The 23209-nt window shown below is 53.3% G+C and carries 22 protein-coding genes and 5 pseudogenes; 17 read left to right on the top strand and 10 right to left on the bottom strand.

Features of this window, described 5'->3' with window-relative positions:
* Positions 1-90 precede the first annotated feature (90 nt).
* Together EE949_RS01875 and EE949_RS01870 are read left to right on the top strand one after the other, a co-directional pair.
* On the top strand, positions 91-684 hold the full coding sequence (locus tag EE949_RS01875; protein WP_122662346.1) for a TetR/AcrR family transcriptional regulator: 594 nt from the start codon (positions 91-93) through the stop codon (positions 682-684).
* 29 nt (positions 685-713) lie between these two features.
* Positions 714-1193, top strand: a complete 480-nt coding sequence (locus EE949_RS01870; RefSeq protein WP_122662344.1) for a DUF1348 family protein — start codon at positions 714-716, stop codon at positions 1191-1193.
* A gap of 21 nt (positions 1194-1214) precedes the next feature.
* Here EE949_RS01870 and EE949_RS01865 read toward each other — a convergent pair whose 3' ends face one another.
* Positions 1215-2120 (bottom strand): LysR family transcriptional regulator, encoded by a 906-nt coding sequence (locus EE949_RS01865; RefSeq protein WP_122662342.1) that lies wholly within the window; start codon positions 2118-2120, stop codon positions 1215-1217.
* Between the two features lie 223 nt (positions 2121-2343).
* On the opposite strand from EE949_RS01865, the gene EE949_RS01860 reads away from it, so the two are divergent.
* Both EE949_RS01860 and EE949_RS01855 read left to right on the top strand, forming a co-directional pair.
* A complete protein-coding gene (locus tag EE949_RS01860; protein ID WP_430735924.1) occupies positions 2344-3336 on the top strand; it encodes an SDR family oxidoreductase in 993 nt (330 codons plus the stop codon).
* Between the two features lie 55 nt (positions 3337-3391).
* Positions 3392-4756 (top strand): NTP/NDP exchange transporter, encoded by a 1365-nt coding sequence (locus EE949_RS01855; protein ID WP_122662338.1) that lies wholly within the window; start codon positions 3392-3394, stop codon positions 4754-4756.
* A 271-nt stretch (positions 4757-5027) separates the two neighbouring features.
* On the opposite strand, the gene EE949_RS30080 is transcribed toward EE949_RS01855, so the two are convergent.
* Positions 5028-5297: a helix-turn-helix domain-containing protein gene (locus tag EE949_RS30080; protein ID WP_122662336.1), complete on the bottom strand. Its 270-nt coding sequence runs from the start codon at positions 5295-5297 to the stop codon at positions 5028-5030.
* A 217-nt stretch (positions 5298-5514) separates the two neighbouring features.
* On the opposite strand from EE949_RS30080, the gene EE949_RS01845 reads away from it, so the two are divergent.
* The 7 genes from EE949_RS01845 (at position 5515) to EE949_RS01815 (ending at position 11283) form a co-directional block, all read left to right on the top strand.
* On the top strand, positions 5515-5997 hold the full coding sequence (locus EE949_RS01845) for a hypothetical protein (RefSeq protein ID WP_122662334.1): 483 nt from the start codon (positions 5515-5517) through the stop codon (positions 5995-5997).
* Positions 5998-6423: 426 nt separating this feature from the next.
* Positions 6424-6774, top strand: a complete 351-nt coding sequence (locus EE949_RS01840) for a metalloregulator ArsR/SmtB family transcription factor (protein WP_122662597.1) — start codon at positions 6424-6426, stop codon at positions 6772-6774.
* A 22-nt stretch (positions 6775-6796) separates the two neighbouring features.
* Positions 6797-8086 (top strand): arsenic transporter, encoded by a 1290-nt coding sequence (locus EE949_RS01835; protein WP_122662332.1) that lies wholly within the window; start codon positions 6797-6799, stop codon positions 8084-8086.
* A gap of 8 nt (positions 8087-8094) precedes the next feature.
* Positions 8095-8565, top strand: coding sequence for an arsenate reductase ArsC (locus EE949_RS01830; protein ID WP_122662330.1), 471 nt, complete (start codon positions 8095-8097; stop codon positions 8563-8565).
* Between the two features lie 318 nt (positions 8566-8883).
* Positions 8884-9687, top strand: a complete 804-nt coding sequence (locus tag EE949_RS01825; protein ID WP_162874175.1) for a TIGR04255 family protein — start codon at positions 8884-8886, stop codon at positions 9685-9687.
* 62 nt (positions 9688-9749) lie between these two features.
* Entirely contained in the window at positions 9750-10382 is a 633-nt protein-coding gene (locus EE949_RS01820) for a hypothetical protein (protein ID WP_162874176.1), read from the top strand.
* Positions 10375-11283, top strand: coding sequence for a hypothetical protein (locus EE949_RS01815; protein WP_122662325.1), 909 nt, complete (start codon positions 10375-10377; stop codon positions 11281-11283). Before EE949_RS01820 ends, EE949_RS01815 begins: the two co-directional genes overlap by 8 nt.
* On the opposite strand, the pseudogene EE949_RS29750 reads toward EE949_RS01815, so the two are convergent.
* Positions 11284-11721 (bottom strand): annotated as a pseudogene (locus EE949_RS29750) (hypothetical protein).
* A pseudogene (locus EE949_RS01805) lies at positions 11669-11791 on the bottom strand (terminase large subunit domain-containing protein); the annotation flags it as partial. The pseudogenes EE949_RS29750 and EE949_RS01805, both read right to left, overlap by 53 nt.
* Here EE949_RS01805 and EE949_RS29745 point away from each other — a divergent pair.
* A pseudogene (locus EE949_RS29745) lies at positions 11791-12238 on the top strand (integrase); the annotation flags it as partial. The pseudogenes EE949_RS01805 and EE949_RS29745 overlap by 1 nt on opposite strands.
* 15 nt (positions 12239-12253) lie before the next feature.
* Positions 12254-12454 carry a hypothetical protein gene (locus EE949_RS01795; protein WP_122662323.1) on the top strand — a complete coding sequence of 67 codons (201 nt, stop codon included), beginning with the start codon at positions 12254-12256 and terminating at the stop codon, positions 12452-12454.
* Between the two features lie 88 nt (positions 12455-12542).
* Here EE949_RS01795 and EE949_RS01790 read toward each other — a convergent pair whose 3' ends face one another.
* The 4 genes and pseudogenes from EE949_RS01790 to EE949_RS01775 form a co-directional block, all read right to left on the bottom strand.
* Positions 12543-12803, bottom strand: a complete 261-nt coding sequence (locus tag EE949_RS01790; protein WP_122662321.1) for a hypothetical protein — start codon at positions 12801-12803, stop codon at positions 12543-12545.
* 77 nt (positions 12804-12880) lie between these two features.
* Positions 12881-13120: a hypothetical protein gene (locus EE949_RS01785; protein ID WP_122662319.1), complete on the bottom strand. Its 240-nt coding sequence runs from the start codon at positions 13118-13120 to the stop codon at positions 12881-12883.
* A gap of 2 nt (positions 13121-13122) precedes the next feature.
* Positions 13123-13385, bottom strand: a pseudogene (locus tag EE949_RS01780) (hypothetical protein).
* Between the two features lie 346 nt (positions 13386-13731).
* On the bottom strand, positions 13732-14247 hold the full coding sequence (locus tag EE949_RS01775; protein ID WP_162874177.1) for a hypothetical protein: 516 nt from the start codon (positions 14245-14247) through the stop codon (positions 13732-13734).
* Positions 14248-14410: 163 nt separating this feature from the next.
* On the opposite strand from EE949_RS01775, the gene EE949_RS01770 reads away from it, so the two are divergent.
* The 4 genes and pseudogenes from EE949_RS01770 (at position 14411) to EE949_RS01755 (ending at position 18757) form a co-directional block, all read left to right on the top strand.
* Complete coding sequence (locus tag EE949_RS01770; protein ID WP_162874178.1) at positions 14411-15082, top strand: hypothetical protein; 672 nt, start codon at positions 14411-14413, stop codon at positions 15080-15082.
* 140 nt (positions 15083-15222) lie between these two features.
* Entirely contained in the window at positions 15223-15984 is a 762-nt protein-coding gene (locus tag EE949_RS01765; protein ID WP_122662313.1) for a hypothetical protein, read from the top strand.
* Between the two features lie 1035 nt (positions 15985-17019).
* On the top strand, positions 17020-17256 hold the full coding sequence (locus EE949_RS01760) for a hypothetical protein (RefSeq protein ID WP_103713279.1): 237 nt from the start codon (positions 17020-17022) through the stop codon (positions 17254-17256).
* Positions 17257-17382: 126 nt separating this feature from the next.
* Positions 17383-18757: pseudogene (locus tag EE949_RS01755) on the top strand (transposase).
* A 256-nt stretch (positions 18758-19013) separates the two neighbouring features.
* Here the strand turns inward: EE949_RS01755 and EE949_RS01750 are convergent.
* The gene (locus tag EE949_RS01750) at positions 19014-20231 is read right to left on the bottom strand and encodes a hypothetical protein (protein WP_162874179.1); all 1218 of its coding nucleotides are present in this window, start codon (positions 20229-20231) and stop codon (positions 19014-19016) included.
* Between the two features lie 175 nt (positions 20232-20406).
* The gene (locus tag EE949_RS01745) at positions 20407-23001 is read right to left on the bottom strand and encodes a hypothetical protein (protein ID WP_122662308.1); all 2595 of its coding nucleotides are present in this window, start codon (positions 22999-23001) and stop codon (positions 20407-20409) included.
* Positions 23002-23209: the final 208 nt, after the last annotated feature.

Here is a 23209-nt window from a genome sequence, read left to right as displayed (position 1 = left end):
CTGATCCGTATGCCGTGGACAAGTTCGTTTTTGGACCATGAAAACCTCGACACCTTGACCAAGGTAGAATGATCGTTCTACTCTTTGACCATGAATAAGACATCGACCACAGCCGTGCAGGACAAAATCCTGCAAACCGCCGAACAACTCATCTACACCAACGGGATTCATGCCATGGGCATGGACTTGCTGGTGCGAACGTCCGGCGTTGCGCGCAAAAGCATCTATCGATATTACGCCACCAAAGAAGACGTGGCCGTGAACGCGCTCAGCGCTCGTGACGTGCGCTGGATGCACTGGTTTCGATGCGAAACCGAAAAGGCAGCCACCCCTGAAGCGCGCATTCTTGAAATGTTCACGGTGCTAAAAGGCTGGTTTAAGTCGGAAGGCTTTCGTGGCTGCGCGTTTATCAACACCGCGGGTGAAATCGGCAACCCTGAAGACCCGATCCGTCAGTTGGCAAAAACACACAAACAGAAGCTCTTTGACTACGCCCTGGAGCTTTGTCAGCAGTTAAACATCGAACAGCCGGAAACGCTGGCCAAACAACTGCTGATCCTGATCGACGGCGCCATCACCCTCGCTTTGGTCATGGGCGACCACAGCGCCGCCGACAGTGCCAGGGACATGGCGCAACTGCTGTTGAAGTCTGCCCTGAAAAATCCTGCTCCCGCTGCAAGCTGATCATCCACTCTTCGTCCAGAGGTTATGCCATGTCATCCAGCACTGAAACCCGCCCGCCTTTGCCGCCCTTCACCCGGGAATCCGCGATCCAGAAAGTCCGCCTGGCTGAAGATGGCTGGAATGGTCGCGATCCTGAAAAAGTCGCTCTTGCCTACACGCTGGACACTAAATGGCGCAACCGTGCGGAGTTCGCGACTAACCGCGAAGAAGCCAAGGCGTTCCTGACCCGCAAATGGGCCAAGGAACTGGATTACCGGTTGATCAAAGAGTTGTGGGCCTTCACCGATAACCGTATCGCGGTGCGCTACGCCTACGAATGGCACGACGACTCGGGCAATTGGTTCCGCTCATATGGCAACGAGAACTGGGAGTTCGACGCCAACGGTCTGATGGCCAACCGCTTCGCCTGCATCAACGACATGCCAATCAAAGAGTCCGAACGTAAATTCCACTGGCCGCTGGGACGCCGTCCGGATGATCACCCGGGGTTGTCGGAGTTGGGCTTGTAATCAACCGGTCCAGCAATTGCCCTACATTTCAGCGGGTGCCTGCTCCTTTATAAAATCGACGAAGGCCCTTAGCGGTGAGGGCATATGGCGACGCCCGTGATAATAAAGATAGGGGCCGTCGAAAGACTGCCACCAATCTTGAAGCACAGGCGTCAGGCGCCCATCCGAAAGAGGCTCGCGGATGAAATCCTCGAAGGTATAGACGATGCCAAATCCATTGATGGCGGCGCTGATCTTGAGATCATGAGAAGAGGTCAACAGCTGCCCATTGGGTGGAATACGCAACGTCTTGCCTTCTTTTTCAAACTCGAAGATCCCGACTTTACCGCTTTCAAAACGGTGGCCAAGCAAGTCATGATCCGTCAGTTGCGAGGGATGTAGAGGCGTTCCACGGGCAGCCAGATAGGCCGGTGCAGCCGCCGCGACGAAGCGCTGCCGACGCGGGCCTATGGGTATCGCAATCATGTCTTTGGCCAGACTCTCCTCATAACGCACACCGGCGTCATACCCTGCCGCGATGACATCAATGAACGTATTCTCCATGGTCACCTCGACATTCACGCCAGGATAAAGCCTGAGAAAGCGAGTCAGCAGATCGGGCATCAAATAACGCGCTACCGGGACCGGCACATTCAGCTTCAAATTGCCCACCGGACGCTGCGATTCATCATCCAGATCGTTGAACGCTGCGCCGATCTCATCAAGCGCCGGACGCAAACGCTCAAGCAAGCGCTCGCCAGCGGCCGTTGGGGTAACACTGCGAGTCGTTCGGTTGAGCAAACGCACCCCCACCTCGCGCTCCAGGCGACGCATGCAATCACTCAGTGACGACGCAGAAATCCCGCATTTCTGTGCTGCCGCCCTGAAACCTCCGAACTCGACAACAGTGGCAAAGACCGCCACATCACTCAGGTTGGGTTGACGCATGACGCCTCCATTATTGGTCGCCAACTGTACGACTGCCCGTACGACCCGTCCACCTCCGCCTGGATTATCGGGACCAGACCGTACGGTGATAATCGTCTGCGTCGACCGACTGCCCACCTGCAGGCCGGTCATCCCCTTAAACGACGATCAGGATACCGATATGTGGAGCACAACCAACGCTCTTGAAACCGGCACCGCGAGCATCGCGCGCCAACTTATGAACATGACCAAAACGCTGGTGGCGGGACTGGCTCTGACAGGCGCGGTCACTGTTGAGGCTGCCAGCCAGATTCCGCCGAAACCTGACTGGACCGCAGCCGACATACCCCCGCAGCGAGGCCGAATCATCCTGATTACCGGCGGCACCAGCGGCATGGGCTACGAGGACGCATTGGCTCTGTCCCGTGCTGGCGCCCAAGTGATCATTGCAGCGCGTAATCCCGAGCGCGGCGAAGAAACTATCACCCGCATACGTCAGGAAGTCCCAAACGCCAGCGTGCAGTTCGAAACGGTGGACCTGGCCAACCTGGACTCGGTTCGCAGCCTTGCTGATCGTCTTAAAGGCCGGTTGTCGCGGCTCGACGTATTAATCAACAACGCCGCCATCATGTCGCCACCACAACGGGGCACATCGGCAGATGGCCTTGAACTGCAACTGGCAACCAACTATCTAGGGCCCTTTGCGCTGACAGGCTTGTTGATGCCTTTGCTACGGCAGAGCGATGACGCCCGAGTCGTGAGCCTGTCGAGCATCGCCGCCGCTCGTGGCCAGATGAACTACCAAGACCTGCAGGCCGAAAAGACCTACAACCCCTTTGCGACTTATGCACAATCCAAATTGGCCGTACTCAAGTGGGCTTTTGAGCTGCAGCGCCGCAGTGATATCAACCATTGGGGTGTTCGCAGCTTAGCGGTACACCCGGGTGTCGCGGTCACTGAGTTGATTGCGCGCGGTCCTGGTCTGGACAGTAAATTCGGCCAGGAATGGGCTCAGGATCGCGAAAAATACCATTCAGCGGCGCAAGGTGCATTGTCGTCCCTGTATGCCGCTACCGCGCCGGAAGCCGTTGGAGGTGCGTATTACGGTCCGATCGGCGAAGAGGAAAAACGCGGCCCCCTGGGATTTGCGACAGTCCCTCCGGCCGCTGTAGCGCAAGACGACGTAGAAAACTTCTGGCAACTCTCGGAACGCCTCACCGGCGTCACCTACCCCTGAATGCAGCGACACGGGCATGCGTCCGTGTCTCGCCCCTCACTTTTCAGGAGCCTCTATGAGCACGCCCTCTGTCCTGCACCGTCTGAGCGCCACCATCAATGCCGAGGATCAGGAACTGCGCCCTGCGCTGTCTGGTTTTCTATTATTTTTTTGCCTGTTTACCGGCTACTTCATGCTGCGCCCCATTCGCGAGTCCATGGGCATTTCGGCGGGCGTGGAAAATCTGCAATGGTTATTTACCGCAACCTTCTTCGTCATGCTCGCCGCTGTTCCTCTCTTCGCATGGCTCAGCTCCAGGGTTCCGCGCCTGCATTTCATCGACTGGGTTTACGGATTCTTCTGCGTAAACCTGCTGATTTTCGCGGCGCTGTTTCAGTCATATGGCGAAAGCATCTGGATGGCCCGCCTGTTCTACGTATGGATATCGGTCTACAACCTGTTTGTCGTCTCGGTCGCGTGGAGCCTGATGGCTGATGTGTTCGACGGCGCCCAGGCCAAGCGCCTGTTTGCTTTCATCGCCGCAGGTGCGAGTGTCGGCGGTCTGGTTGGGCCAGGCCTCAGTGCATTACTGGTCAACAGCATCGGCGAGTCGGGGCTGATACTCCTGGCCGGGCTGTTACTGGGCATCGCGCTAAGCCTCAAGCACTCACTGATGCGCTGGCGTGAAACCGGCGGCGCTGGCCGACCCGGCGCAACGGCAGTTGAAAGCACCCGCAAGCCATTGCCCGGCAATCCCTTTAGTGGCATCACCCGCGTACTGCAATCGCCCTACCTGCTGGGCATTGCGGGCTTCGTGATTCTGTTGGCCACCGTGACCACGTTTCTCTATTTCGAGCAGGCACGTTTGGTCGCCGAGCTGTTTCCGAACAGGCAAGAGCAGATCAGGGTATTCGGCACCATTGACCTGATTGTCCAGGCTGGGGCACTTCTCTCGCAGATATTTCTAACCGGTCGAATCGCGCAACGGCTCGGCGTGCGAGTCCTGCTGGCGATCGTGCCATTGTTGATGTGCATCGGCTTCGTGGGTCTAGCGCTGGCGCCGAGTTTCGCCATGCTCGCAACGCTGATGATCGTGCGTCGTATCGGCGAGTACGCCTTTGTTCGGCCCGGTCGGGAAATGCTCTTTGCGCCCCTGGACGCCGAGAGTAAGTACAAGGCAAAAAATGTCATCGATACGATTGTCTACCGCGCCGGTGACGCCCTCAGCGGCTGGGCCAAAAGCGTGTTGGACATGCTCGGCCAGGGAGCCGGACTGGTGGCAGTGGTCGGCGCCGTCTGCGCTCTGCTGTGGGGCTATCTGGGATGGAGACTTGGCAAGGAGGCCGATGGGCGAATGCAGCGGCCAGCACAAGCGGGCACGGAGTTACTTAGACCCGCCCTTTCAAGAGCGACTCGCAGGCATAGCAGCTCAACAGAGTAAAACCTGCAAGAAACCTGATTCGTACGCCATAAAAAAACCCCAAGAGCAACGCTCTTGGGGTTTTTAGGCAACCGGTACAGGCTAAGCCAGAGATATCCTAATACTTTTCGTCATACCAGAGAAAACAAGCAATCGAACCTAGGCACTGATTATAAAGAAATTTTCCCAAAAAATAACGAATTTGTTAGGTTTTTTGTAAAAAATATCTCCCTTTGAAGGCCCTTTCTTTACACAGTCCGATTGAGGAGGAGATTACATCCGCGCAGCCTATTCATTTCCCTAAATCCTCAAGCTCCTGCTTCACTTTTGCCAGTAACCTCTCAGAGCTCTCATCTTCTCCTAGGTGTGAAAAAGCGAGAAGGGTCACCGGATTGATATCCAGACTGGCGGCAAGTTGCTCAAACCTCTCAAGCGTTGGACTCCGCCTCCCCCGCTCGATGCTGCTGATGAACGATTGGCTTGGGCCAAGTGACTCCTGTGGGATTCGTTTCTGGTTTCTGATCTGTCTTAGCGCTATCCCGAAATCGCTCTTACTAGCCATGTATTAACTCGCAAAAGGTACGATAAAGCCCTCTTGCTCGCTCAAGTGCTATGCTGCATACAGCATATGTGGCATTCTTTTTCTAATTTGGTGTGACGTTTGACACCATACTGTTTATCTGTAGCCCTTCCGAAGCAGGTAGAGGTTATGGAAACTCACCTTGGCTCGATATTCAGAGTTACACCACTAAGAATATCTACGCACTGCTGGAGGAAAAATGTTCTTCACCGACTCGCTAGATGAAGTGGGAAGCACTGAGAGCGTTCTTTCTCAGCCCCACAGAAAGATATGGCGGAGATTTGATACCTATGAGACAGTTTTTCAGATTTTTCAAAAATGTGTACGTAATGGAGCAGTAGATACCAGGGCCACGTTCGTAAGCGACCCGTATGAGCTAGAGTTTTTGACGACTGCCTCAACTAGACTGATAGACTCCGAAGCTCCTTTAGTTTTAATTTCCACTCCAGGGCATGTGAACGGCACAGAAGACTGGTCGCACGACACCCTCCTGATCCTATACCTCGCGGCACACAAAGTTAGGGACGATTTTAGAATCATCTACGTGACTGACAGCGGTGTGTTCGGGATGAATCCCGGCGAAGACCTAGCTATGTACTTGAGAGAAATCTTATACATAGCTCCGGAACAAGCGATCGACTTGTTTGATCAAGATATTTGTCGACTAAGGAACGGTAGTTAGGCAGCGCGGTAACCGAATGCACCGGCATTTGCCTATGCGCGCCGGCATCGACACGGCACAAAGCGCACAGGCCAGGCATTGATGATTGACGCAATGGCATCCGGTGATGCGCTCTGCCTGGAAAATTACCTAGCATCTGACCACCCATTTCCATTCGCGCTGACCACTCAATTGCATTCCACCTGACCAGCTATCCTGCCATTACGCTTAGCGTACTGAATCCAAAATCGCGCTCAGCGAGCATCCATTCGAACATCAAACCACCGCACGCGTGGTGAGGCGAATGCTAACCCCTCCGTGTCGTGCCCCGTGGTTGACCGGTGAGCTTGATCCCCATCGTTAATCCCGTCACAGGCATTTGTGCAAGCGGGCTGAATGTGGTTACATCTGCATATTCGATTATCCACATATGCAGAGCAATTGCTTATCAGCATGGCACCACACACATTCTTCAAATGCCTTGGAGACGAAACCCGCGCTCGGATCATACTCATGCTTTGGGCTGAAGGTGAGCTGTGCGTGTGCGAGTTGATCTGGGCACTGGACGATAACCAGTCGAAGGTTTCGAGGCACCTCGCCCAGTTACGTGCCTGCGGGCTACTCGCGAATCGCAGGCAGGGTCAGTGGGTTTACTACCGCCTGCATCCCGAGCTTGAACAATGGGCAGTGGATGTTCTGAACGTCACTACGCAAGCCCACCAGTCCTGGGTTAACGATCATCAAGGACGGCTGGCTTCCATGGAAGACAGACCCGTGCGCCAAGCCTCCTGCTGCTGACCTTCTGATTCGGAACATACCCATGCTCATCGCTGCGTCAATTTTCGTAGTTACCCTCGTCTTTATTATCTGGCAACCCAAGGGGTTAGGTGTCGGCTGGAGCGCGGCAGCGGGTGCCGTTCTGGCACTACTGACTGGCGTCGTAAGTCTGGGGGATGTGCCAGTTGTGTGGCACATCGTCTGGAACGCGACCGCGACCTTCATTGCAGTGATCATTATCAGTTTGCTGCTTGATGAAGCGGGCTTTTTCAAATGGGCGGCGCTTCATGTGGCCCGCTGGGGTCTGGGCAAAGGCGGACGCCTGTTTGCACTGATGATCCTGCTCGGGGCAGCGGTCTCAGCGCTGTTCGCTAACGATGGCGCAGCGCTAATCCTGACCCCCATCGTTATCGCGATGTTGACGGCGCTTCGTTTCAGCCCGGCATCCACTCTGGCATTCGTGATGGCCGCAGGCTTCATCGCCGATACCGCCAGTCTGCCCATGGTCGTGTCCAATCTGGTCAACATTGTTTCGGCTGACTTTTTCGGGGTCGGTTTCGGTGAGTACGCCTCAGTGATGTGGCCAGTAAACCTGGTGGCGGTGGCCGCGACGCTGTTCATGCTCTGGATGTTCTATCGCAAGGACATTCCCACCCAGTACGACGCGAATCAGCTTGAGGCACCAGAGGCTGTGATTCGTGACCGGGCGACCTTCATTGCTGGATGGTGGGTGCTTAGCCTATTACTGGTTGGCCTGTTCGCACTGGAACCATTAGGTATCCCCATCAGCGCCGTCGCTGCTGTGTGTGCGCTGATCCTGCTGGTCATCGCAGGGAAAGGCCGCATCATCTCGACGAGGAAAGTCATCAAGCACGCACCCTGGCAGATCGTCGTGTTCTCGCTAGGCATGTATCTGGTGGTCTACGGCCTGCGCAATGCCGGTCTGACTAACTCCCTCTCGGGGCTGCTTAACACATTTGCCGAGCATGGACTGTGGGCCGCGACCTTCGGCACGGGCATCACCGCCGCGCTGCTGTCCTCGATCATGAACAACATGCCAAGTGTGCTCATCGGCGCTCTGTCCATCCAGGGCAGCGACGCTACGGGGCTGGTGCGTGAGGCCATGATCTACGCCAATGTTATCGGTTGCGATCTCGGCCCAAAGATTACGCCAATTGGAAGCCTGGCCACGCTGTTGTGGCTGCATGTCCTGGCGCAAAAAAATATCCGTATCACCTGGGGCTACTACTTCAAAGTCGGCAGCATCCTCACCCTCCCTATCTTGCTGGTAACGCTTGCGGCACTGGCGTTGCGGCTGAGCATCCCCGTCTAGGAGGACCCATGAAAGTACTATTTATGTGCACGGCCAACAGCTGTCGGAGCGTTCTCTCGGAGGGGCTGTTCAACCACTTGGCCCCGAACGGTTTTACTGCCGTCAGTTCAGGTAGCCTCCCTAGTGGACAGCTGAATCCCCGCGCGATGAGCACGCTGGAAGCGCTGGGCATCGATACCTCAGACCTCTACAGCAAAGGTTCAGAAGTGTTCTCTGATTCGCCGCCAGATGTTGTGATCACCGTGTGTGACAAGGCTGGAGGCGAACCCTGCCCGGTCTATTTTGGGCCTGCTGTCAAAAGCCACTGGGGCCTTGCCGACCCTTCTGATGTAGACGGAACGGACAGCGACATCCAGGCCGCATTTGACGCGACAGTCATCCAGATCAAAGATCGTTTCGCAGCATTTTTCAGTCTGGATCATTCGACGCTTACACCACAGGAACTGAAGCGCGAGCTAGATCGAATAGGTGAACTGTAATGGACGAATTTTCCTCGGAAAGCAGTCTGGATCTTCCAAGTCTGGATCTATCACTGGTTGATATCCCCACACTGGACCTGCTTCAGGGCCGCGATCGACCTGCCCACTAAGGGCGCATGCAGCGATAGCATCCATCCCGAGTACCTGACGTCGGCTTTCAGGATGGTAGAGAAATCTCAGCGTGCATTTCTTTATGCTTATAAAGCGGCGAACTGCGCTAGCGAAGGCCCCCTACTCGTCTGAAAAATGCGCAAGCAGGTGTTTACTTTGGTGTATAGTTAAGTCTAGAAGTTAACTACACCTATTCCAGGCATGAAAATGACCAACCGCACCGGCATCCTTCGAAACTCGCCTCTCACCCATGCGGTGGCTTCCGTCAGGTTCGCCCCTTGGGCAAATCTGCCGAATAAGATCGCCGAGATTCAGGATGAACTGCGCGACATTTTGCCACTGCTGAATGCGATACAGTTTGAGCAAGGCGTTCCCGGCCAACACTCTGCGGCACCGGTTGCTCAAGCGTGGATGCTCATGTCCTCTGACAAAAGCCACTGCATCCAATTCGCTCCTGACCAGTTGCTCATGTTCACTACGCGGTACACACGCTTTAGTGACTTTATAGCCATTTACCGCAGAGCGCTTTCGGTCTTGTTAAATCATATGCGCTTTGTTGACGTGATAAACATGGGTGTTCGATACGTAGACAGAATTACTGCACTGCCAACCGAAAGCCTATCCCAATATATTACTGACAAGTGGCTCCCTCCTGTGCTCGCCAATTCAGAGCGAGTAGGCGGAGCTATTATCGGCCAATATAAAATAGGCTCAACTTATCTAAGAGTGAATGCTCAATCACTACCCAATGTCCTTCCTATCCCTAACGATATTATTGGGATGACGTTAATGGCTCAAGGTCAAGCTGGAGAAATACAACTCCAGCCCACCTCTGACAAAGACTTAATATTGGATATGGATTCAACAGGTGCTTTTTCTCCACCTGAAAGAATGGATCTAGAACAAGTTATTTTACACCTTAATAGCTTACATAAGATCGCCAACGAGTTCTTTCGAAATTCAGACACACTGACAGATCACGCATTTAATGTCTGGCAAGGGGAGGCATAAAAATGTTTCTAGATACCGTACCAGTGCAAACTGCTGATCAGACCTCGCTCAGGATGGTCCCTATGAGCAGAGGCTGGTCTTCAGAAGCAGATCTTTCACTCGCTCAGCGTATCGGTGATTACTACCAGCAAGATATGGGGAGAACCTCTTTTCTTTCCAAACGCAGTGCGACCGTACGCGTAAATACAAGTCCAGTGGTGATTGGTTACGATCGCACAATTGATCGCGTAGTCATATTCGCACCAGTTAACGATTTAGTGCCCTTTAAAATTAGTGCGCCGCTACCTTTCTCTGCACGCATGGAATCGGTACAAAACAAGTACAATCTATCCATAACTCAGTTGGCGCAGCTTTTCAGTGTTACACGCAAATCGGTCTATGACTGGATGGAAGACAAAAGCAAACCACGTGCGGCTATAATTGAAAAAACCGAAATACTAATTGATATGGCGAATGAAGCCCCGCCAGGCATAGACCTTTCGCGGTTGAAAACGGTGTGGAGCATTCCAATGGATGGACAGTCGTTTCTAGACCTGCTCCATGATGATCGTATTTCGACTGAAGCCTTGAAGGATCGTGCGCTTGTCAAACTTGAAGCGTTAGGCCCTAAGCTGGGCAAAGGTGAAATTTCATCAAAAGAGGTTAGGCATCCTCTTTCAACAATTATTGATATCGACCGGTCTATAGATGCATGACGCAGAAGTTTTAGCAGATATTAAGTCGGCCAATTGGTGGCAGGGCTCCATAGTGAGCTCTGCACAGCTATCAAAAGCAGGAATTGATTTATCAGAAAGCGGCAACCATTGGATTGTGTCATCTCAGACATGTAACCTTTACAGCGCTGACTTTGTTGGAATTCCGGTAATAGAGCTGGTCGGAGCCGAGCGTATCGACAAAATAAATCCTGCTTTGGTTAAAGGTGACCATCCGCGCACCCTACATGTATTAAGTAGCATAGAGGATGAGACGGCGTGCTTTAGCCTCAATATATTGAACCGAAAATGGATATCCAGAGAGACACTCAGCCGTCTCCGCCCGGAGTTCAATCTGTATGATCATCTTCCTGACTCTGGGCCTGAATGGAGAAAGAATCAGTGGCTAAACCTATACTCCGGCTGGCTTGGCAGGAGCTATACTCGCGTTGCACTCCCGGATGAGTTCAATGATGCGCTGCGTGCATCGAAGATCCGCGACGTGCTAAACGATAAACTCGCTAAACAAGGCGATAAGCTCTATGGAATTTACCTATCAATAGGCCCAGACAGGGAAGAGCCTTGGGAGGGGATTCTTGGGCTAATGCCGCCACCGTACCTGCTTAGTGTCAAGTTGGTAGTTGATGCTGGGGAGGATGCAGACTCAATTAAATCGATATTACTAAAGCAGCTATTTGAGGATAAGGTCGAAGATAAAACAGATATCGAAAACCCGTCAAAGACCAGAGCTGAACTTGCTGTAAAACACGGAATTAGAATAATTAAACAGGGTATTGAAGCTCAGTCCACTGAAGAAATCACACTGGATGAGCTTCGGTATTTTATCCGTTACTCAATGGTGGATCACTTATCAAACGCCTCTATGGCGGCCCCAGCCCACTGATTAATCAGCTCGCTCCTTAACGAGCATATCAAAGCTCGAAAACCTAACAACTTCCTCACCAAGCCAGTCGTTCACTTGCTGCAGGCGAGCCTGTATAGGCTCCAGCTCGTTCATCGCCCAAATCTGCGCGGCCTCTTTGATCGATCCGAAGCCGCCAGCGTTTTGCGGAACGATGCCCATCAATTGGGGCGGGATGGGGAATGAAGGTGCGGGCCAGCATGTTGCGTTTGAAGTTCAGGCCCGACTGAAGAACACGCTGGCCCGGGAGGACTTGGCCAGCCCGTCTAATGACATCGGCGGCTCGTACCAACGACCGTTCAGCCAGCACTCCAGGTAATCAAGAATCCCGCGCTCATCAAGCACAGGTGTCGGATCGCCGAAGGTGGTTCTTCGATGCCGACAGGAAGATCTGATTGCGCCCAGTGACCAACGCGTCAATGAACGCTTCGCGAGCGAAATAATAGGTAGCCCCGATCTGCCGGCTTTTCAGAATCGCTCTGGTGCGCTGAGGTCGTGACCCTAACAGACGCCAACGAGCTGGAGAGCGGGATTCTGACCAACCGCCGTAAAGGCAACCGTGACAACATCGTTCGCTGGACGCCTCGGTTACGCAAGGTGTGGGACAACGCCAAGGCCTACCGTGCCAAGGTGTGGACAAAACGCAAGACGGCGATCCCTCTTCCCCCGCACGCAGAACCATCATCGTGGCCAGCCACGGCGGGCCACTTAGAAAATCGAGCCTCGACACCGCCTGGCAACGCTTCATCACCTTGGCCCTGAAGATTAGATCATCACACCGGAACAGCGCTTTGCCTTGCATGACCTTAAACGACGGGGCATCACCGATACGGCCGGAAGCCGAGCGGACAAACAAGAGGCCAGCGGCCATCGTGATCCAAAAATGATGGATGTGTATGACCTTAGCCTGCCGGTTGTTTCGCTTGCAGCCGACTGACGATGAGGAACACGAATGAATTTTGTGGCGCTGGACCCGGCAGGTCGTGTGCAAGCCGATCAGCTGGATACGTTCATTGAGCGTTGGCATGCGGGCGTCGCTGGAGCGGACCTGACGCTGCATGACTACCTGGGCTTCACCTCGGCCGAATATCAGGTGTGGGTCGCCCGCCCGGCGGCTCTGGATTCGCTACTGCTTGAAAGGACGCACGCTTGAAAGCGGGGGGACCTGGCTCAGCCAATATGTGAGATGGGTTAGGTGCGCAGCGCTGTGCAGTTGCGCACCGGTATTTCCACTGCCCCCCCTAATGAAGCAATTGGGGGATCTGCTTCAGCAGCGAACTCAGCTCCTGCCAAGGATAAGCACCGTACTGCGTGGCGAGACATCCCGGAAGATGCACAAACTTCTGATGGGCCATATCAATCGGCTGGGCCACCAGACACTGCGAGCACACGACAAAGTCGCCCATTAATGTCCATCGGCCAGACCAACCGATCTGTTGTTCATTCAGCACCTGGCTCGCGCTGAGCTCTACGCACCGCTCAAAGATTACATTCCTGTTCATTGCACACCTCCCTATGTGATCCGACCACTGTCCAGTGGATACCGCCTACAAAGCATAGACGAGTAATTCAGGCTGCGTCAGACCTCGACCTGAAAGGCCCGGATCCCCGCCGACTCGGCAAAGCGGCCCACCGCCGTCAGGCTGGCCCAGGTCCGCACCGCCTCTCGCCGCGAGCGTATCGGTAGCCAGCGACTTCCGGCACCGCCGAGTCGAATGGCCAGCGTCCATTTTTTATCCTGCCGACTGACCGGCACATCACGTACCGCGCCGCCTTCAAGCATGGCGCGCAGCGCATCTTCGTGAATCCCTTGGGGCATGATTAAGCCAGCTTCCTGATCCGGTCGGTAAAGTCAGTTACCTGTGCGGGCGACAGACAGTTCAACTCACCAAGTCGCTCCAAGTGCAGGATCATGGCTTCGTGACTGCCTGGCTCACCGGCGACGATGCGGCGGCAGGTCTTCTCCAGAAGCAACCGGGCCAGTTCCGGGTTGTCGATGGTCGAGGCGTCGAATGCCAGCGCGACTGCAGTGGCCAGCTCCCCAAGGTGGGGTCGGTGCGTTTTAGTGCGCGCAGGGCATTCAGTTGCCGAGCGGTTGTGACATTTCACAATAGATGCACATTATCGAAAATAGATGAATTGCAGAATCATCAACCACACTGACTGACTATGCAGCCGACCCAGAGAAGACGGGGCTTCGAGAACGCTACCGAGGCTGTAGCGCTGCCGGAAGGCGTATGGGCGGATGTTTTGAGAACCCCAACCAGGGGACCGCCAACGTCAGGCATTGAATGAGCGGGATACGAGGATATTGACTGAAGACCTTTCGCAACGACAGGTATTCGAAGACAGGTTCATCGGTCGTGAGACCAAATTCGCGCTGCCTCGAGCTTTGCGCATCGACGGCGTTCTGGTCACTCATGTGATCATTCAGCAGGGAGTGAATCGTGATGCGGTAGTGAGGTGCGGCCAGTTTGCATGCAGTGTTTCAATAACCGACCTGTCCGACCAGGCATCATGCTGATAGATGCCAACTGCATAGAATGCATCATCAGTTGGAAAGCCGAAGGCCCCTAGACCTGTGCGTTCGACGAAACTCTTGTTTTTTGCGTGCTGTGTTTGCCCAAGATGGAGGTGGTAAATGCCCCAATCCAGTAGCAGCCCATCCTTGCCCTTGAAGTATTCAATTTTCAGGCTCAGATGAGGCGAAAGGTCTTCACCGGTTTCTATTTTAACTTTGAGCTCTGCCCACCCTGCTTCGTGTTCAATTGGGCAGGCGAAGGCATCAGATAAATGTACGGCCCTGGCCCTAGGTTCCACTCGGCGTGTTCTGGCATGGAAAAACAGCGCGGCCAATTCGTCGCTCCGCGCTGAAGTAAGGTCCATAGACCAATGCTTTTCCATAATCCGCTGCATCTCGGCGATCCAGACTGCCTCAAAGTCCATTTTCAGGAGCACCAACTCAACCTCTGGTCATTGGTAGATGGCTCCTGTCGAGCAGGGTTCTCGACTGGCGCCAAGCATATTAATGCCACATTGGCATCACGACGGTATAGTTGCGCAACTCGGACGCATGCCACGTACTAAATACTTGAAATCAGAGATTAGAATGAAACGTCAGGAAAGATTTAAGCGGTTCGACCGTAAAAATAAATACAGAGCAATCGCCATGCGCTCACTCAAAATTCTGTCAAGCTTGGGGGGGGGCGGTATTGTTATCGCAACTTCCTACAGCTTTCTTATTGGCGACACCCAGCTCGTTTATGAAAAGCCATACGGACGCTCTTACGTTTTTTCATTAGTAAACGATTCGCCTGCTGACATCCTCGTTGAAAAATTCAAAATCTCGTATCCCGAACAGCCCGTAATCGCAAAAACCACCAAAGACATCTATGTAGAGTCTAAGGACGGTGGGTTGGTGATGCCTGGTGGAAACATCAGCACGATTCCAATCGTCGAATTTCATGAGCTGGATGGGGAAATGATTTCCGCCAGAGGCACCCATAAATTCAGGCTTCCTCCTATTAACAGTCGAGATTATTTGCAACTGGAAGCTGCCATTTTTGAAATAACTTATGAGGTAACTCCTAAAAATAAATTGCTCAGACATATCGATCGGTCACTTAAATTTTTCGCACTGAGAAGTAGAGAAAAAGTTACTCGTTACATAGTAGTCGATAACTACTGGATACCTACTCGCTCTAAATCCCCTTATGAAGCTATCCGTATCGCATGTCGAGATAATGACACGCTTTCCAGAGGGCATTTATGCACGCAGTGAATTAATTGCAAGAGCTTGCACTCGGGGCTTTTCGCCCGCGAATTGGATCTATAGTGGAAACGAATTCGTCATTCCATGGCAACCTTCCTAGGTAGCCGTAAACTACGCGACTTAACAGGGACACACCCCTAAGGAAAACCATGACAAGTTTGAAGCAGGCCCAAATGAATATGGAGCCTCTAGCTACAGTTCGCGAGGTGTATCTTTTCGAGTCGCCTCGCGAGACCGGCCGCATGCTTTTGATTGTAGCATTGGAGCAAGCGCACATCACATCCAGCAGTGACAGTCGCCAACTTAAGCCGGACTTCGAATATTTCCGTGCACGGGCAGAAATGCCGCAGGGCCACGGCAAGCACTTCGACCTTTTTGGAAACTCTATCTCTGTAACGGTCTGCCATAACACGCGAACAGTGATGTTCGGTCCGACCAGCCAGATCCAGATGTACCCTGAGGGTCATGGCCTAGGTCCAGCGCTGATGGTCAGGGTCATCGCATGGCTTCACGTCAATAAACTGCAGGCTTATTTAGTCCAATCAGGAATGCTTTCCAGTGCGACAGTAAGCACTCCTGAAGAGCGCATCCGCCGCAACCGGTTTTACACCAACGTTGGCTTCACAGTGACTGGCAGCAATTCCAACCAACAGCCCGCTGTAGGTGACGATGTCTTGAACGGCCAATTCGCTGCTCAGACTGTCGGTCACCTGCAGGTACCATCCGACTACTTCAAGCGCTTGGAACGCTCCTCGTCGTTCTACAGCAAGCTCGTGACCGAACGCTACGTCGCGCAGCAGAGCGTTTTGGAACTTGAGGGCATCAAAAAATGGGCGAAGGGTAGTAGCGCATTAGCCGTCGTAAAACGGGCAGTTCTATCTTTGATGGGATCGGAAATCGGCCGCCGCTGACCCATCAAGTAATACCGCAGGCCAGTGCAATATGCCTGGCCTGTGATTTGGACACTTGGTTTGGGTTAAGCGCCGTAATCCCAATTTCTACCGCTTGGTGAAGTCACAGCCAGTTTTCGGCCCCCCCTGCATGATCACAGCTGCGTCCTGTGCTCATCTCATACCTGCCCCTACAGATTAACTACTCTTGATCATCCTTAATCTGCTGCCGCAAATTCAGCAGGATGTACAAAAAGCGTGGGATTTGGATGAATTTTATTCAAGCGATTGATAGGATTTTTTGAAATGATCAAATCGCTCCATTCGGAGTTTCGAAAAACAGGGGTTTTGTAGTTGAAAAATACGGATGTGGTCTTTAAACACCTGTTTTACTGCGCAGCAACGGTGGGCCTTGCGTGCATAATCGTAGGATGCGGCGATTCCGAAAAGCAGAAGCCACTCCAAGGTGATGGTGCGTGGTTATTGATCAGCGGAGATGTGCTCGCCCAAGACTCAACAGGCCAAGCACAGATACTGATCCAAAAAGGCGACAATCGAGCCATTCTGACTGCCCCCTACAAGGTGACACGACACGGTTTCGGAGGTGCGACTGTCACACTTTCAACCAAGTGCGGAGCGCTACCAGTATTGGTGACAGCAAGTGGCGACGCTGACCCCATCAATAGCAGACCCATTCCCGCAGACACAAACTCGATTCCCAATTGTGGACTGGGTTCGACCTTAAAGCGTGCGGGGACTTGGCACACTCTCACCGGCAGAGACATTTAGTGCAGAACGCCGAATCAACCCGTGCATCCTCTACACAGGTGTGGCATGCGTAATTGCAAGGGCTTGACCACCTGTTTTGCATTCGACTTGACCAGTTGTTACATCTGATTTGACCTGCGTACTGCGTGCCCTGTGACCGGCAGAAGTCGGCCGATTCTGTTGAAAAAAGTCGGCATTTGGATTCAGTTCTTCTAGCGAATCGATCCGTCGCGGCATGCCGTCAGAGTTTGGGGCATCATGACAACCCTAGAAAACTGAGACTCGAAGATGAATCACGAACTTTGGCAGGAACCTGATGGTTGTCAGACCTTTTGCCTAGCTGGTGCTCACGGTGATAGTGCGCGTGTGCTTATGCATTCAGAAGCAGAGCTTGTTTGGGAGGTCGAGGCTGAAAGTCATTTCGAGGCGATGACTAAATATTATGCGCACATGCAGTGGGGTGAATACCTGACTGACTTTCCTGAACAAGACATGACCCCCTACAGAAAACTGGGTTGGGAATGACTAGCCATGGTCAGATCTCTGCACGCGCGAACCTAGCTCAAAAACAGCACAGCGCGTCGGAAAAAATAGCGCTTCCCGCCGACGTGGAAGACAATCTGCACATCGGCCCGCGTGAGGATTCGCAGCATGATGGGACAGTTATCGAGTGGGCAGGAGCGGCTGTTTTACTCGTTCAACCTTGAAGACCACATCCCAACAAATCACCTCCTGCGCAGCATTGATCGATGCCTCGATCTAAGCGATCTGCGCCATTATATCGCCGATTTTTATAGCTCAATCGGGCGTCCATCGATTGATCCCGAACTGATGATTCGCCTGTTGGTGGTGGGCTACTGCTACGGCATTCGCTCCGAACGTCGGTTGTGCGAAGAGGCTCATTTGAACCTGGCGTATCGCTGGTTGTGCGGCTTAAGCCTCGAAGACGAAGTCCCCCAATCACTCTACGCTCTCCAAGAATCGCCACGGTCGTTTTCGTGACAGCTCGCTGTTTCGCTGGCTGTTCAATGAGGTGCTGCGTCGCTGCATGGATGCGGGTCTGGTCAAGGGCGAAGGTTTTGCTGTGGACGCCAGTGTCATCAAGGCAGATGCCAGTCGGCAACGTGGCGTACCTGGCGATGATGAAATCAACTGGCGCGATCCGTTGCTGAGTACTCGCGCGGTGCGTGAGTATCTCGAAGCGCTGGATGAAGAGGCGTTGGCCGAAGCACTGCCCAAGCGCCTGTCACTGACTGATCCACTTTCTCGTTGGACAGCAGCGCCAGGAGGCCCGGCGTTTTTCGCTTACTCGACGAACTACCTGATTGATGTCGAGCATGGTGTGATCAAGGATGTGGAGCCGACCCCAGCGCATCGAACCGCCGAGGTCGAGAGCACCAAGACCATGATCCAGCGGGTCGAAGAACAGTTCGACATCAAGCCGGATCGGCTCATCGGCGATACCGCTTATGGAACCGCACCGATGTTGGCCTGGATGGTCGACGAAAAAGACATCGAGCCACATGTACCGGTTTGGGACAAAACCGAGCGCAAGAACGAAAGCCTCTCAATCAGCGATTTTCAATGGCATGAAGAAGCGCAGGAATATCGTTGCCCCACCGGACACGCTCTGCGTAGCGAATGGCGGGCCTTCAAGAACCAACGCTCACATATCACGAAAGCCGACACCATCATCTTTCGATCCCGGCAAACCGACTGTGCTACATGCTCAATGAAAGAGCGCTGCTGCCCGAACACTTCGTTTAGAAAAATCGCACGCAGCGTCCATGAAGCGGCGCGCGAAGTTGCGCGGCGCATCGCCAAGACACCTCAATACGTGTGCTCTCGCCATGAGCGCAAGAAGGTCGAAATGCTGTTCGCTCATCTCAAGCGAATCCTGAAACTGGATCGGTTGCGACTACGAGGAATGACCGGTGCGAACGACGAATTTACCTTGGCGGCTGCGGTACAAAATCTAAGACGACTGGCGAAACTTACCTCACAAGGGCCTCCGGCCACGGGATAGGCATGCCCGAAGTCAGCAAAAACCCTCAAATCAATCCACCGACCAAGATGCAACGATCAACACAGAACCAAAAAGCCACGCAACGTGGTGAACAGGTTCTGAAGAGACGATCAACTTCGAAATCGTCCAGTTTGAAAATCCGACTTTTTCAACAGAATCGGCCCTATTGCGAACATTCAACGGCGCGCAATCAGCGCACTATCAGCACTGGCGCAACGAGCTTGGGCATTCCCTGATACATACAGTTATGCACCATCTACCTCGACAATTTGCTTGGCCGAGTGATATTTCCCTGCACAACCACGGTGATCACCGACACGTTGGCGGGTGGCTGGGACTTTAGAATCGCGATGCCTTCTCCGGCCGGCCAAGGCGCTGCAGTTTTTATTCGGCAGTCCAGCACGCAGAGCACAGCAACACGCTTTTCCTTGGATACTGCATAACTTGCAGTTTGCTCAACATAGACTTGGCAGTCCTCTATCACCTTTACTCCAGCTGGTAAGGACTTTAACTCGATAACGATACCGCGATAGCTGAGGTCTGTGATACCGCCTGAAGCCTTGGGATGTTCGTCAAGATCAGAGCCAATTTGAGGGTTGCGCCGAAGCTCCTTGCGAATCGCATCCTGGAACTGCGCCTCTGACCAGACACCATCGAATTCAGCGTCTTGGATGGCACGCCCCGCCACCCCTCCTAAAACCTTAAGCACTTCAAGCACATCACTAAGTTCGATGCTGTTTACGAGACCATTTCGACGCAAAAAGTCCCGAATGCTCAGAATTTTCTCGTCAACTTTCGGATATCCAGTGATGGGATTTGACCTGACATCAAGGCCTTCGATTAGAAGCGTTCGGTGTCCTACTATAGCTACTGGCTGTTCTGAACTGATCGGCTCAAATGAGGCTGAATACTTGAACTCGTAGGGCCGTGCGTTCATCCCTTGCACTAGCTGCAGGGCAGCGCGCCCCCGCTGGAAAAGGGTGTACGGTGGTTCGCCCGTAGGCTTGTCGAAAACGAACTCCGAGAGGTCGTAGCTGGTACGCAGCTCCGTTGAAATAGGGGACAGTCTCAGCGTTACTGCAGATTCGGGCCAGCGTGATACACGTACTTCAATTTCAAGGTCATGAAGCACTAATGGTGTCAGGTGGTGAATGCTTCCGGCGGCCTGCCCATCAATTTGGAATTTTAGGAAAGCCACCGAAAGCTCGGCGGGAAGAGGAGGAGGTGTTTGTTCGTCAACGGATCTGGGCATGCTCAGAGCCCCTTGGGAAAAAACGCCCACAGGCAAAGGTACCGCAGCGATTGCCACGCAAAGGTCTTCGAAATCGGCAAGTGATCCTACGCGGGGGAGAGCCTCAGCAGCTTTGACGAGCGATTGAGCGGCGGCCTGCTCGCCATATTCATTCTGCCACATGCGATATCGCTCGAATGCGCTTCGTAAAAAACGCTCCACTCCGTCACTTGCAGCGAGCACACCTTCCCTCCATTCAGCAAGACTGGCGACAAGCCTAAGTAGGCCGGCCAAAGCGCTGTAGGTAGTTCCGTTTATGGCTCGCCCATACCGAAGTGAAGCTTCGTCTAGCTCTGCACTGATAGCTCTTAGAACCTCTGGCTCGACTGAGTTTCCAGCCCCCAACGACCTCAGTACTTCAACTGTCCGAATCCGGCTGTAGAAAGCTTGGGAGAGAACTACGTCTGCTTGCATATTGTTTTTCATCCTCCTTGAGGGTTTCTTCGAGTTGAAGCCATTCCATTTGCAGAGCTTCCTGGCGGGGAGGATCTTTTGCAGCGACTGCAGCCTCAAACTGCACGGCAATCACATGAAGCCTCCGATACCACTTTAAACGTCTTTCTGGCGCCGTATCTGGAACAGCCTCCCAAGAGGCTTGCATCGCCGCAACAGCTTGGGACCAAGCACCTACGCGAGACAGCAGCTCCACTACTGCCCCCACGAGCATAAAGCGATCACATTGTCGCTTAACCAATTTAACTAAGTCATCGGCCCGTTGGAGGGCTACCGCCTCTGGAATGAGATGCACGAGGCTACTGGCATCCTCTTCACCGTGCTCACTCAGTTCTGGATCATCGAGCGTGCGAATCACCAAATCAGTAAAGTTTGAGGCGGTAGCGAGTGCTTTCCCCATTCGTGAGAGGTCATGGGTATGAAGATTGGCAGGTGCTGTCATCAAAAATTTGATGAAGAGACTGCCAAGACCGTACTGAAGCTGTTCAGAAGATGCGAACCGAGATACGTGTAAGCGAATGCACCGTATCAGAAAGTGGTGCTCATCCCTTTTGCCATTGTAGTAGGGGATGAGCTGCAACAGAGCCTCACCAGCACGTCGCTCTAGATGCTCCGGCAGAACGATGCTGGGAAGTGCGCATACGGCCGCCTTGTGCACCATCACATATTGATCCAGCAACAGCAGTACAAACGCTTCTAGTACAAGCTCAGGGAGGTCGGAGATACGAGCTCTGCCTAGGTTTCCTAGTGCTTCACTTGCAGCCGCACGTTTACGAACTGAGGCTCCTACCAGCGATGAATAGAGGGCAGGTAGAACAACATTTAGTGTGGAGGGGCTATCAATTAGATACGTAGTCGCTTTGGTAATTGTGGAGCTCAGTCCATCGCGCCGTTCATCAATGCTATTGAGAAATTCAACGTAAGACAGAACGAGCAGTTCACTTCCCTTCGCAGCTTTGGCAGCAATCAGAGCGCATGAGTCGCGGAGTTGGTAGAGGGTGGTTGCCGAATTCTGGGCCTCAAGGTACTCATTGAAGTTGGCCGCTGGCGTGGCGTTTCGTTCCGCTTCAAAAGCTTCAATGCGCGCATCTAAAACAGCTGCTGTGCCGAGCAAAGCATCAATATTCTGTTTTCCAGCTGCGACGATTTCGTCTGGCTCGTTTCTGAACGCCTGAATAACGAGTCGCAGAACCTTCTGATTTGTAGACGTTCCTGCGAGGTTGAGTAGACGCCTCAGGACCACCACATATGCGGCAACGTCAGCGGGTGTCATTTCGCTTCTACGGTCCCCACCGAGCCGTATTGAATGCCGCGAAAGTTCCTCATAGACCCGGGTTAAGCGCTCCTCACCTTCAGAGGATGCGCTATCGAAAAACTCAGAGATTAATGCGTCGGTATCTTCAGGCGCAGCAAGGAGGGCTGCTACGACGATACGTCTTAGGTCGCCGCACACCATTCCAAGTTCTCGATCAGACGGATCCTTCTCAAATAACAAGTGAGCACGGGCGAGCTTTGAAATCGTTGTCCTAGCAAAGCTTGGAAGTAGTCCAGCATCATCTCTGAACAGGACGTGCAGAGCGGCGACACCCAAACGAACTGGGTAAGACTGCTTCGAGTCGAGCAGACGCTGGATAGCGTGTCGGACTACCTCCGGCCAAAGTTTGTAGATTTTTTTGAGCGGTTCTGGCTTAGAGATCGGCTCATCTATAGACAGATGTGCTCGAGGACGTCGGGCAAGAGCTATCAGCGCCGGTACAGCGCTCTCCACCTTGGGTGGTGCCACCATCCCTGGGTATGCAAAGACGATATCCGCGGCAACCCCGATAGCCTCGTGCTTTGCAAGGCAGTCGAAGGCCATTTCGGAAAGGCGAGGCTTGTCTGCACTGACTAGACGTAGAACCGAAAGTGCTTGCTCTTTAAGATTCATTTTGTCGGAGGTGGCAAGCTCGAAGAAGTACTCAACAATCGGAGCGGTGAAGACTTCAGGAGCTAGCTTAGCTGTCTCGACGATGCGGATCTTCACCTCATCCGATGAGCAGGCATCAAGTGTGTCGAGATCGTCGAGAAGAGAACAGCACGCAGCGCTCTGCCCTACTCTGAGAGCTGCCCTCTGCGCGACCCGCCCTTGATGGGCTGCTTCAGCTTGGGCTTGAGCTTTCTTTTGGACCTCCCTTTGCCTTTCTAGAGCTCTACCTCGATCCTCAACTAGCGAAAGCAAATTGGGCATTCGAACAGCCAAGCGCTTATCGCAATGAGCGCAATTCCGGTCATGGAAATCAACAGCAATAGGTTCGAGATACCAACCTGCCATTCCAGACGCTGGTGCGTGGTCACAGTGCACGCCAAGCATTCCGAGCGGGAGCCCGGTCGCCTGGGCAATCAAACCTACCCCGCCGCGGTTGACGACTCGAGCGTGAGAGCAGTAATTGTGCACAAGCTTAAGAACTTCATTGTTGCGAAGGCCTGTTTGGATCGCTTCTTCGTACTCGTCTTCGTTCATGTTCAAACGTATCCAACCTTGGGTGGATGTGTATAACCATGTAAACCTGCCATTGCCGCTATCAATAATGCTGGATTTCACCGTGCAGTGTTAGGGGTACCGTATGGGCAGCGTTTGCCTTTCATTTGGTCCGGCCCGTTGTATAAAGCCACTGAGGATTTCCCTAAATCCAAGTTGATCTACCCTAGGTTATGTAGGCGCCTTAAAA

The sequence above is a fragment of the Pseudomonas viridiflava genome (assembly GCF_900602065.1).
GTDB lineage: Bacteria > Pseudomonadota > Gammaproteobacteria > Pseudomonadales > Pseudomonadaceae > Aquipseudomonas.
Note: the sequence above shows the minus strand (reverse complement) of the source record. Positions and strands in the feature narration are given on the sequence as shown.